The 12,568-nt window shown below is 35.6% G+C and carries 10 protein-coding genes; 7 read left to right on the top strand and 3 right to left on the bottom strand.

The window, feature by feature from the left end; genetic code table 11:
- Window positions 1-55: 55 nt before the first annotated feature.
- From PL_RS22615 to PL_RS22605, 3 genes are all read right to left on the bottom strand, one after another.
- Window positions 56-547: a hypothetical protein gene (locus tag PL_RS22615; RefSeq protein WP_041886795.1), complete on the bottom strand. Its 492-nt coding sequence runs from the start codon at window positions 545-547 to the stop codon at window positions 56-58.
- 26 nt (window positions 548-573) lie between these two features.
- Window positions 574-1,026: a hypothetical protein gene (locus PL_RS22610; protein WP_041886792.1), complete on the bottom strand. Its 453-nt coding sequence runs from the start codon at window positions 1,024-1,026 to the stop codon at window positions 574-576.
- A 705-nt stretch (window positions 1,027-1,731) separates the two neighbouring features.
- Complete coding sequence (locus tag PL_RS22605; RefSeq protein WP_041886810.1) at window positions 1,732-2,127, bottom strand: VOC family protein; 396 nt, start codon at window positions 2,125-2,127, stop codon at window positions 1,732-1,734.
- Between the two features lie 72 nt (window positions 2,128-2,199).
- Here PL_RS22605 and PL_RS22600 point away from each other — a divergent pair, with 72 nt between their 5' ends.
- The 7 genes from PL_RS22600 (at window position 2,200) to PL_RS22570 (ending at window position 12,203) form a co-directional block, all read left to right on the top strand.
- On the top strand, window positions 2,200-4,242 hold the full coding sequence (locus PL_RS22600) for an XAC2610-related protein (RefSeq protein WP_052496614.1): 2,043 nt from the start codon (window positions 2,200-2,202) through the stop codon (window positions 4,240-4,242).
- A 67-nt stretch (window positions 4,243-4,309) separates the two neighbouring features.
- Window positions 4,310-5,404: a hypothetical protein gene (locus tag PL_RS22595; RefSeq protein WP_348620412.1), complete on the top strand. Its 1,095-nt coding sequence runs from the start codon at window positions 4,310-4,312 to the stop codon at window positions 5,402-5,404.
- A 120-nt stretch (window positions 5,405-5,524) separates the two neighbouring features.
- Window positions 5,525-5,899 (top strand): hypothetical protein, encoded by a 375-nt coding sequence (locus PL_RS22590; RefSeq protein ID WP_041886783.1) that lies wholly within the window; start codon window positions 5,525-5,527, stop codon window positions 5,897-5,899.
- 85 nt (window positions 5,900-5,984) lie between these two features.
- Window positions 5,985-7,376: a TolC family protein gene (locus PL_RS22585; protein WP_041886782.1), complete on the top strand. Its 1,392-nt coding sequence runs from the start codon at window positions 5,985-5,987 to the stop codon at window positions 7,374-7,376.
- Window positions 7,377-7,382: 6 nt separating this feature from the next.
- Entirely contained in the window at window positions 7,383-10,607 is a 3,225-nt protein-coding gene (locus tag PL_RS22580) for an efflux RND transporter permease subunit (protein ID WP_052496613.1), read from the top strand.
- Window positions 10,594-11,700 carry an efflux RND transporter periplasmic adaptor subunit gene (locus PL_RS22575; RefSeq protein WP_052496612.1) on the top strand — a complete coding sequence of 369 codons (1,107 nt, stop codon included), beginning with the start codon at window positions 10,594-10,596 and terminating at the stop codon, window positions 11,698-11,700. The genes PL_RS22580 and PL_RS22575 overlap by 14 nt, the downstream gene beginning before the upstream one ends.
- Window positions 11,701-11,810: 110 nt before the next feature.
- Window positions 11,811-12,203 carry a hypothetical protein gene (locus tag PL_RS22570; protein WP_041886779.1) on the top strand — a complete coding sequence of 131 codons (393 nt, stop codon included), beginning with the start codon at window positions 11,811-11,813 and terminating at the stop codon, window positions 12,201-12,203.
- Window positions 12,204-12,568 lie beyond the last annotated feature (365 nt).

Raw genomic sequence — 12,568 nt, 5'->3', positions numbered from 1 at the left:
AATCCGAATACTGAATTAATTATTCTATTCAATGTGTTTTGCATCTTGAGTTAACCTATTTTGAATCAAAAACTGTCTGATAATATAACGCCCTACTAAGCCCCTTCCCCATCTTGCATTGCTCCATCAGTGGAATATTATTCTTATAAACTGAGATCACAACTTTATCAATCGTACTGTCCTGGTTCATGCAATAAATTGCCCATGATCTGGCATATAAATCCATTTGCGAAATGCTGTTTCCTTCGGCAAAATGCCACAACATAGTAGAAAATCTAATCCTGTTTTCAGAATCAGGTATATAAAACAAGAAATCATGCCCCCTTTTATCGTTCTTTTTGAATGCTCTTAATTTCAGATCAAAATCATCGTTCACCGTAGGCGCAAAAAAACCAAAATTTCTATTGGTATAAGTAACCGAAGAATATATTTCCATCAATGCCGACAGAGGTTTCCAGTTTATCAGTTCATATAAATGAGATACTGTTATGCAAACAAATGCAAAATGTACTGTAATTAAAACCCTTCTTACCTTCTTCTTATTCATAAAAACGGACTATTAGAATGAATTTACTATTCGTACTTGCTCAGAATCTGATGAACCTTGTCCAATTGGGTCAATTGAGCATCAGTGAACTTTCCGTTTTTGAAAATGTTAATATTCGTATTGGTTGAGGCTGCAGAAGATTTGAAAATATTAATATTTGTATTGGTTGAGGCTGCAGCATTTTTAAAAATGTTAATATTAGTATTGGTTGAGGCTGCTTTACCTGCTAAATCCGGTCTGACAGTAGTACCTTGTTTAACACTTGCCAATCCTCTGGCATTACCGCTTTTCAAGACCCCTTTCTCAGTTTTAACATCAACCATATAAGAGTTTGCATCAAAAGATTTCAGCGCTTGCTGAAGTTCTTGTTTATCACGTTCAGAAAGTGGCTTAGATATCTTCATAGATACCTGACTGAACGCTGGAAGAGAGAGAAATGCAGCTACAAATAGTAGCATCGAAAATTTAAATTTTTTCATAAAATAAGTTTTAAAAATAATTGCTTACTCTGTTTAGGGTTTTCAGCAAAATCCCATTATTCTAATAGTCCATTTTAGTTTGTGAAGACAACAAAAAAACTGCGTCCTGCATTAACACACAGCTAAATATAAGAAAGATTATAACATCTAAAAATCTCAATTAATATTTTTTAAATATCTTAATATCAGATTATTATAAATTAAAAACATGCTAAAATGACAGTAGATTTGCGGGCGCAAAACTGACATAACCATATAAGAATTCAATACCAAAAAACAAATTTAATGAGACTTATAATTTCTGATGTGACAACAAATTTATGTGAAAAAACTATGTCAAAACCCCATCTTAAACAAACATAAAACATCAGATGTTTAATCATCTAAATCGTTTTTAAAAAGGGTAATTTAAAAAGGTATTTAATCCATAAAAAAAAGATAAATCAACTAATACATCATAGACTATACGATGCCTGTTTAATCAGAAATAGAAAGAAAAGAATAGCTACTTATCTTAGACACAAACGAGCTGCGTATTTAAACACCTGTCATAATGTCCGTCTATTTTCATCCTTAAAAAATCATTTTTTTCAGGATGATAGATATTACGAATACAGAATTTCTGCTTTTTTCAACAAAATTATTGCTAAAAACCACCAATAATTTCAAATAAAACCAAAAACATCGTCAGTGAATCATCTAGGTTTATTTGTTTTTCATCTCTAATAAGTCCCAGAGATTACCATATAAATCCTCAAATACAGCTACAGTTCCATAGCTTTCCTCTACAGGAGATCTAACAAAATTAATCCCGGATTCCTGCATGTTTTTATAATCTTTCCAGAAATCATCAGTATATAAAAACAAGAAAACACGCCCCCCGGTCTGATTACCAATGCTTTTCCTTTGTTCATCAGTGACCGCTTTTGCCAGTAATAAACTACATTCTTTTGCACCTTCAGGAGCAACTACAACCCATCTTTTAGTTTCACTTAAAACAAGGTCCTCCAATAAAACGAAATTTAACTTTTCAGTATAGAATTTAATAGCATCATCATAATCCTCAACCACCAACGCAATATGTGCTATATACTGTTTCATTATTTTATACTTTTGTTCCATCCGACCGGAAGGATTAATCATTTCCAAAGATACGACTAAAAAAAATCCTTAATGCGCTATTTACTCCTGCTCCTTTTCGCCTGTGCTCCTATTCTCTGTTTAAATGCACAAATTCCACAGTCCGGCATTTATCAATTTAATAAGAATCGTCAGAATTTTTTTGGGGCTGCTCATTATAGCAGTTTCTTTCATTCAATTGATGACTTTTTATCTATGCAGGTAATTCCTTACAATGATGTATCGGACTATGGTCTGGAATATGCAGTTGTTGCCATCAACGCAGAACAGACACAACTCAAAATCGCTTTCTTAAGAGATACAGTCAGTACAAAAGGAAAACTTACCTATACTTCAATTCTAAAAAAAACAGCTGATACAAAAAATATCAGTTTCACCAAAGAATTCTCCATCTTCAAAGATTCTATTCGCATCAGTAATAATTATAACAGCGCTCTGAGAAACTCCAGAGACCTGATGGGAAACTGGACTTTTAGTCAATCCGGGTACAACTATTTTGGAATTTATAAGCATCCGACAATTAAAAATCAGTTTTTAAAAGATACTATTTCAGGAAACTACCGAAATGGGAAAAACTATGAGTTTGAGCAGGCATTTTTTGTCTGGGGCGGTAAAAGATCATTGCCCTATCTGGATTTACGCATTAATGAAAACAAGGATAAAATTCTGATATATGATCAATCAAAATCTCATCCTGCAGTTAAAGATTACTTTAGAAAGGGAGAATGCATAGTTATTACATCCGACAATGCTGATGAATGGTATGGAGTAGAAAGAATTGAGGTACAAAAGGATACTAAAAAATATTACAATATGGATTATGGTGTGCAGTCAGGCACGACTTTACTTCATACCACTAGTGGCTGGATCAAAAAAGAAGATCTGGTAAATAATCCATGGATAAAGCAGACACAACAAACCAAATCTTTTCGATTTGAAATTTCTACAGATGAGGAATCCGTAAATGCCGTAAAGATCATCAATAAAAAAACCGGGAGGAAACAAATAATACTTGATCTATGGTCAGAGTTAAAAGATAACCCCATTAATGTAATCCAGACGGGTGATTATAATTTTGATGGTTATCAGGATTTCATGTTTCTGATGCAAACAGGAGGTGCTGGTCCTAATGATACTCATAATTTTTATCTGTATAATCCAAATAATAACAATTTTGAATACAGTCAGGAATTATCCGAGCTCCCTCAGATACAAATAGATACAAAAAATAAGATGATAACCAGTAACTGGCGTGATGGCGCGGCACATCATGGTGGAGAAAAATATACTTTTATTAATCAGCAGCTTACCAAGATCTCATATTGGGATCAAAATGCTTCTACAGGCTTTTTCGGACAAGAAAGCAGTGGAGAACTGATCAATGGAAAGTGGGTGGATCATCACTATAAAACAGCAGAAGTTTTATCACCTGCAGCAACTGTTTACAAGGACAAAACTATATCCAAAGTATTTTCAGATACCGTTTCAAAAGGTGATTATGCATTGATTAAAGATGAAAATGGATTATTCTTTTATGCAGAGATCACAACTGCAACTAATCGTTTGATAAAAGGCTGGATTGCAAAAGAGAATTTTCTACCGCAAAACAGATCAGTTTATACAACGCACACCCCCCTGTACTACTTTGAATCTGTTAAAGACAATGAATCCACTCCTGTCGCACTTAAAATAACAAGGTTATCAGATAAGGAGCCTTTACAGCTTATTACTGATCTGGATGGCGCAGACATCAATAATGACTTCTTATTCGTGGATGATTATAATTTTGACGGCTATCCTGATTTCTCTTTAATAACCAATATAAGAGATAATGCAGATATTGGAAATCAGTATAAAAACTATTATTTATACGATCCTAAAACCACTCTGTTTAAGATTGATACTTTACTATCCAACTCACCTAATCTTGACTTTCAGGCAAAGAACAAAACATTTTCCAGTGCACACTACACTAAAACAAACACCGGAATTAAAAAAAAGGTAAAAAATTATAAGATTAGGGAAAATAAATACATATTGACAAGTGAAAATACCAAATCAGAAAAAGAAGAATAACAAACGATCTTTAATTGAATTTTCACAAATAGCGACGGAAATTAATCACAGGATCTAAATTAATGATATGGACATCAAGAGACTTATTACGAAATCACTATTAATAATTCTATTTACTTTACTCTCTGTAAAAACAGAAGCTCAGCATTTTAAATTCAGAAATGTATCAGGCCCGACTGAATTATCTGGTGAATTAGATTTCCCAGTTCTAACAGATAAAACAACAGCAGCAAATCAAATTAATACATTCTTACAAGCTGACCGGCTGGACTTATTGCCCGGTAAACAGAAAAAAAACCTGTTTGAAAATATAATTCCAAAAAAAGGTTCAAATACAGGGACGAGTTTTTTAGCTTACAAAATTCTTGTTAATAGCCCTAAATTATTTTCGATTGAGATAAACAGCGAGTATTCAGGAGGATCACTTAATGAGTACACAGCAATTTATAATTTCGATTCACAAACAGGGAAACTGCTCAAGTTTAGTGATCTGATAAAAAAAGAAAGTTATGATGCAGTTCGTAAATTTGTTATCACCAGCCGTAAAACAAGACTTATCAATTATCTGAAAACATTAAAAAGCTCTGCAAATAAGGAGCAGAATGTTATTGACACCTATTCTGAGTGCCTGCTAAGACAGGATATGGATGATCTGGATCTTGATGACCTGAAATTCCAGAAAAACGGTTTACTCCTGACACGTAAATCATGCTCAGGTTCGCATTATTTTCAGGCTCTCGAAGATGCTGATATCTATAGTAATTTATTAAACAATAAATATCTTCAACCTTATTTAAATGCATATGGCAATTGTCTGTTATCTGCTAAAAACGAGAAATGTATCCCGTTTCAATCAACCGGTTTAAACAAAAACATATATAAAGGAAAAATTAATGACCTTTATCCCATTACTTTGTTAATCACCAGAGTAGAGAAGAATTCATTCCAGGCCGCTTACTTTTATGATCAGCAAGGCAAAAAGATATTTTTAAATGGCACATTCAATAAAGATCTCTCTCTACTACTAAATGGCGGACCATCAACTGGTACAACAAATAATAAGGAACTTTTTAAACTAAAAATGCAGGCTGACGGGAGTTTGACAGGGACATGGAGCAATGGAAAAAGCTCCTACCCACTGGTATTAAAAGGTATTTTATAAAAATTTCACGAAATAAATTTCAAAGAAGATCTGAGATTCAAACTGTAACATTTCAGATATCCTCTAATTCCTTTAATACGAATAGACATATTTGTATAACATTTCACTGTTATTGATCTTATGAAGTACGCTAAGTATTTAAAGATATTATTTCTTTTTGCGGGAATGATCCTCAGTGCCAAACCAATTCTTGGTTTTGGTATTGTTCAGCATGCAAAAAGTGACAGTGGACTAAATATTGAATTACTTCAAAAGCTTTTCAGCAAAAGAAAGCAGGATTATCTGGATGAAGATCTGACAGAACTTATTGCTATTCAGCAAGAACTTACTGATTCTGATCTTACTTTCGTATGGACAATATCCCGTTTTTTTGTCAACATCATTATTCCTTTACTTGTTTTCAGCAAAGCAACACAGCATTATCTGCGTGAACTTAGTTTAAGGCTTCGCCCCGAAAGAGCAATTTATCTTTCCATTGGAAAACTGACTATCTGAGATTTATATTTTAGTTTTTTATAACGTTCTGCATAAATATCAATATGCAGCAATAAGCTATTTATAAATTCTCAAATCCAATTTCATGCACCTTTTGAAAAAAACAGCGGGCATAATAATCTTGCTTATTCCATTTTTAAGGTTATCTGCCCAACAAAATCATCCCCCTTTAAAATTATCAGAACTGCTTGTATCTGTTTCTGACCAGGCACCATCCTTACAGGCCGACTCTTCAGTAATCAACATTCGCAGGTCTATCGCTGAGGATACAAAATATAACTGGCTGCCTGCAGTTAAATTAAATTATCAATCGGATATAGGTACAAACAATAGTGTACCCGGTGCCTATTTCGGTTTTGGGATTGTTCCTTCAAATTCTGGCGGAATCAGATCATCCAACATTTCCAGCACCGCATTATCTAACCTGGGTATTGCGTCTATGGAATGGGAAATCTACAATTTTGGTGGATATAAAGCCCAGAATAAAGTAGCAGGTTCGGATGTCAAAGTAGTTCAGGATCAGTATAGATTATCAAAATATCAGTTACAGGCTTCGGTAATTGAAAACTATCTGCAATTATATTACTTTGAAAATCTACTTCATATTCAAGAAGATAATATCAAAAGAAATGAGCAAATCCGCAACTCTATTCAGTCTCTGGCTAAAAGCGGTATCCGTGCTGGCGTAGATACAAGTATTGCCGAAGCCGAATTATCCAAATCCAGATTAATACAGATTGAACTGAACAATAAATTCAGACAGATACAATTGCAGCTATCTGCTTTAAGCGGAATCCCGTATCAAAAGATAATAGCTGATACCACCATTATTGAGCCACTACGGAATATAACCGGCCGGCTAACAGCAGAACAGAACACATCAATCTCTCATCCTCTTATCAATTATTATGAATCCCTTTATCAGAATAGTAAAGAGAAAGAAAATCTGGTCAGAAAAACATATCTGCCTAAAATAATGATTGAAGGTGCAGTTTGGGGCAGAGGTTCATCAATAACCGCTAACAACCAATTTGATGCGTTAAACCAGGGATGGGGATTTAGTCGCACTAATTATCTGGTAGGCATAGGTGTGAGTTATAATCTGACCGATCTCAAAAGAAAACAGCTCAAATTAAACACACAAAGAAACACCAGTATTTATGAAGAAAAAAGGCTCCGGACGCAAAAAGTAAATCTGAAAACTAATATAGATCAGGCAGATGCAGAATTAAAAACTTCAGTAGACCGGCTGAACGAAATCCCTCATCAGCTTTCAGCTGCAAATGCGGCCTACCGTCAGAAATATTCACTCTATAAAAATGGATTAATCGATCTGATTGAACTGAATATTGCACAAAATCTGCTTTACCGGGCAGAAGCCGATTATGCAACTGCCAGATATTCATTCCTGCATGCAGTATTTGAGCAGGCAATTACCAGGAACCAGGTTCAGTCACTTATAACCACTTTAAAATAATTAATTATGTCATTGGTCACCTCTGCACTAAAAAGACCGATAACTACTGTAGTTATCACTATAAGTCTTCTGATATTCTCTGTGTTGAGTATAATGAAAATACCTATTGATATTTTCCCACAACTCAATCAGCCAACCATATATGTAATAGAATCCTACGGGGGAATGTCTCCCAAACAGATGGAAGGTTTTTTTTCTACCCGTTTACAGGATCAGTTTTTATATGTAAATGGGGTTAAAAATATCACTTCAAAAAATATCCAGGGCTTAACCATGCTCAAACTGAGCTTCTATGAAAGCACCAATATGGCCGAAGCATCAGCACAGGTTGCTTTACAGGTCAACAGGGCTATGAAATTCTTTCCTCCGGGTGCATTACCACCTCAGGTTGTCCGTTTTGATGCCTCTTCTCTACCAGTAGGACAATTGGTTTTATCAGGAAAAACGGAGAGCCTAAAGGAGATTTATGATATGGCTGCGACCAGGATCCGGCCCATGTTCTCATCAGTTGCCGGGCTATCTGCTCCTCCTCCCTTTGGTGCAAACTCACGTTCAATTACAGTAAGTGTGAATCCTGATAAGCTAAGGAGCTATAATCTGACTCCTGATCAGGTAGTTGAAGCCTTAGCCAAATTCAATGTAATGTCTCCTTCCGGAAACCTGAGGGTTGACAATACCATGTACATCACCACTTTAAATTCCTTAGTTGATCAAGTAAAAGAATTCGGAGATATTCCTGTAACAGTCAAAAATGGAACACCAGTTTTAGTCAAAGATATTGCCCGAGTAGCAGATGCAGCAGATGTCACAGTTGATTATGCTTTAATTAATGGCAAAAGATCTGTTTATATCCCGGTTGTAAAAACTGCTGATGCTTCTACCTGGGAAGTGGTTAAAGCAGTAAAAAGCAAAATTCCGGAAATGCAGAGTTTATTACCTGACGATGTTAAAATATCTTATGAATTTGATCAGTCAGTATTTGTAATTAATGCAGTAAAAAGTCTGATGACGGAAGGCGGATTAGGTGCATTACTAACTGGCCTGATGGTCTTATTATTTCTAAGAGACTGGAGAAGCAGTCTTATTGTTGTTATTACCATCCCGGTTTCTATTCTGATCGGAGTTCTGCTGCTCAGTTTTTTTGGGCAGACTATTAATATAATGACACTTAGTGGACTCGCATTAGCTATTGGCATATTGGTGGATCAGGCCACTGTAACTATAGAAAATGTGCATCAGCATCTGGAGATGGGAAAATCTAAACGGGTAGCTATTTACGAAGCTTGTGAAGAAATCGCCTTTCCTCTTTTACTTATCCTGTTATGTATTCTGGCTGTATTTGCACCTTCATTTATGATGAATGGAATTCCAAAAGCCATGTTCCTTCCTCTGTCTCTTTCTATTGGTTTTACCATGATAGTATCTTTTGTCATTGCACAGACCTTAGTTCCAATTTTGTGTAACTGGTTGATAAAAGCCGAACAATATCAGCACTATGATCATCAGAAAATTCATGCGCATGCCGGAGAGGCTTTAGATGAATCAGAGAAAGAGCAAATTGAAGAGCATTTCAAAGAGGAAATAAATCATCCTGAAAAGAATGATTTATATGAAAGGATCAAAATGCAGTACATCAGCATTTGCGAACGCTTAATGAAACTGCGTAAACTCATGATCCCTGTATATCTTCTTCTGGTGCTGATCTCCGCCGGGCTTTGTTTTGTTCTTATCGGAAAGGATATGATGCCTAAAGTTAATAACGGTCAGTTTCAAATCAGAATAAAAGCACCGGATGGAACAAGACTGGAACGCACAGAAGAAGAATTAAAAAAAGTATTGCGGATCATAGATAAAACGGTTGACCATCAGGTACTAATTAGTTCAGGTTATGTCGGTTTAATTCCAAGCAGCTACGGAACCAGCAATCTTTATATTTTCAATACAGGTACACACGAAGCAGTTTTGCAAGTGAATCTAAACCCTGATTATAAAGTCAACATGGACGTATTAAAAGATGTTTTGCGTAAAAACATCAGCTATTCACTCCCTCAGCTTAGTATAACTTTTGAACCTATTGATATGACTGAAAAGATTATGAGTCAGGGCGCAGCAACTCCAATTGAAGTAAGAGTTGCAGGAAAAGATATGGATCAGATCAAAGATTATGCGACCAGGCTGGTTAAAAAGATGCAGAAAATCAGTTATCTGCGCGATGTTCATATTGCACAACCTCTTAATTTTCCGGTAATCGCTATTCAACTGGACAGAATCAAAGCTGCACAACTGGGCCTGAATGTTGAAGAAATTGCACGTTCAGTAACAGCCAGTACTTCTTCCAGCAGATTTACACAGAAAAATCAATGGCTGGACTCCAAAACGGCCTATACTTATCAGGTGCAGGTCGAAGTTCCTGAGTTTGTCATGAATACAATGGATGAATTAAAGGAAATCCCACTGGTAAAAGGACAATCAACACCAGTATTGGGTGATATTGCCACATTTAAAATTAATTATGTTCCCGGGGAGTATGATCGTTCAGGACCAAGAAGATTTTTAACTGTGAGTGCGAATATCAACCAGACAGATCTGGGAACAGCTACTAAAGATGTATCTGAAACTGTACATCAGATGGGTAAGCCCGCTAAAGGTGTGCTGGTAGAAATCAAAGGGATGTCAACACTTCTTACCGATACGCTTGCCAGCCTTCAAAACGGCTTGTTATATGCTATTTTAGTGATTTTTTTACTACTCGCTGCAAATTATCAATCCTTCAAACTTTCCATAACTGTATTATCAACCGTACCGGCAGTAATATTAGGTTCATTAATAGCTTTATTACTCACTGGCTGTACTTTAAATCTGCAATCCTATATGGGAATGATTATGTCTACCGGTGTTTCTGTAGCTAATGCAATTTTAATTGTAACCAATGCAGAAAAATTAAGACTCGACTATCATGATTCTGCCAAAGCAGCTATTACCAGTGCATCTATACGTCTAAGACCAATTTTAATGACAAGTTTGGCCATGATAGCCGGAATGATCCCAATGGCTTCAGGTATGGGTGAAGCCGGAGAACAGACCGCCCCATTAGGCATCGCAGTTATTGGAGGTTTATTTGCCTCTACCCTTGCTGCACTTTTTATTCTTCCACAGGTATTTGCAGCCATACAACGTCAAACAACCTATCAATCACCCTCTTTAATGCCAGAAAGCAATGAAAATATATAAATCATCAAAATTGATTATCATCAGAAATTTCCTGCCGGTCTTCATGATCTTTTTAAGTGCATGTTCCTCAAAAGAAAAACCAAATGACTTAACAGGGAAGGCAGATACATCAGCTAAGAAATATGAAATTGGGGTAGTAATGCAAAAAGGGCTTACAAGTGAAGTCAGATTACCCGCCGAACTTAAACCTTTTGAGGAGGTTGCAATCTATCCTAAAGTAAATGGATTTGTAAAAAAAATCTACGTAGACCGGGGTTCAAGAGTTAAAAAGGGAGAGCTTCTTATAACCCTGGAGGCACCGGAAATCGAATCTCAGCTTCAAACGGCACAATCTCAATATTTACAGGCGCTGGAAGTATCAAGAGCCAGTGAAGATAAATATAAACGTCTGAAAAATGCTTCAAAAGAAGCCGGATCTGTCTCTTTACTGGATCTTGATAATGCAATGGCTAAAATGAAAGGTGACCTGGCTACAGCTAACGGGCAACGTTCAAATGTTAATTCAGTAAAGAACATGCAAAACTATTTAACTATCAGAGCGCCTTTTGATGGTGTAATTGTACAACGTAACGTTTCAGAAGGAGCACTTTCCGGTACTTCAAAAAATGGTCAGCAACCCTTATTACTAATTCAGCGTCTTCAGAAGTTACGTTTAGAAGTACAGATACCAGAAGCCTATGTAGAAAAAGTCGATCTCCATAAAGCTGTCAGTATAAATTTCACAGCTATCCCTGGCTTAAATCTTCAAAAAATGATCAGCAGGTCAGCCAATTCTCTGGGAGGAATGCGCACTGAGGCCATTGAGATAGATGTACCAAATGAAGATTTAAAGTTAAAACCTGGTATGTATGGAGAGGTTAAAATCCCCTTACTTTCTGCAGCAAAATCTTTATTAGTTCCTAACCATGCCATTGTTCGTTCAACCGAAAGGCAATTTGTGATTAAGGTCATCAGGGGGAAAGCGTTTCTAACTGATATTAAAGAAGGACTAACAAGTGCTGATTCAACCGAGATTTTTGGTGACGTAAAACCAGGTGATCAGATTTTACTGCATGCCACTGATGAAGTCAAACAAGGTTCAAAACTAAATTGAGTCTTTCAATAATGTCCAATTAAATTAGCGGTATATTTAATAAGATACCGCTAATTTAATTTGTAGCATATTTGTAACGAAAAAACTGGAAAGTGATTAATAATTTACAGATGTATAATAAGGAACAAATAAGTAAACAGCTTATAGGAAAATGGAAAGCTGTCTCTGATAAGTACGCATTTAATGATAAGAAAGGAAATACCATACATCCAGATCAGATCAATACTGAATTGGATATCAATATAAGTCTGGACGGAAAAAACATGAAGTGCAATGAGAATGAAATTTTTCCGTCCAAAGCTACTTATGAAATACACAGTGAAGGAAACGAGTTTTACATCATACAGTCTTCGGTCAAAGAAACGGAAGTTTATGCAATTAAAATAGATGAAGGTGTTATGAAATGGGTTACTGAACCCGAAGGAATGCAATTCAATAAAGATGGCAAATGGCTCTCCTCACCAAATACTATCTATACGATTGAGTTTATTAAGATGGCATAGAAAATCAACCGATGCCGCATCCACGAACATCGGTTGGCTTATTAACTATTATTTACCTAAACTTGCCAGAGCAACGGGCGTTGATGGCAATACCTTTAATTATATGATCATCTATAATTGAAGTTTTGGTTCCCGATCAACTTCTCTTTGATCCTGATTTTACTTCCTATAGTTTGCATTATTTCCCTATCAAATATTTCCATTAAATACGTTTAACAAATTAATGTTCAATGTTAAAAACTTTTTTACAATTCAACAATGGTGTTGAGTGTAATTCTACACTTCTCAAAAGACAAAAACGTTTTTTCAATTATCAAAAAGGCTATTTTTTTTTGTAAAAAAATGAACAACATTGCAAAAAAAAC

Source organism: Pedobacter lusitanus (assembly GCF_040026395.1).
GTDB classification, from domain to species: Bacteria; Bacteroidota; Bacteroidia; order Sphingobacteriales; family Sphingobacteriaceae; genus Pedobacter; species Pedobacter lusitanus.
The sequence above is the reverse complement of the archived record's forward strand: the minus strand, read 5'-3'. Positions and strand labels throughout refer to the sequence as shown.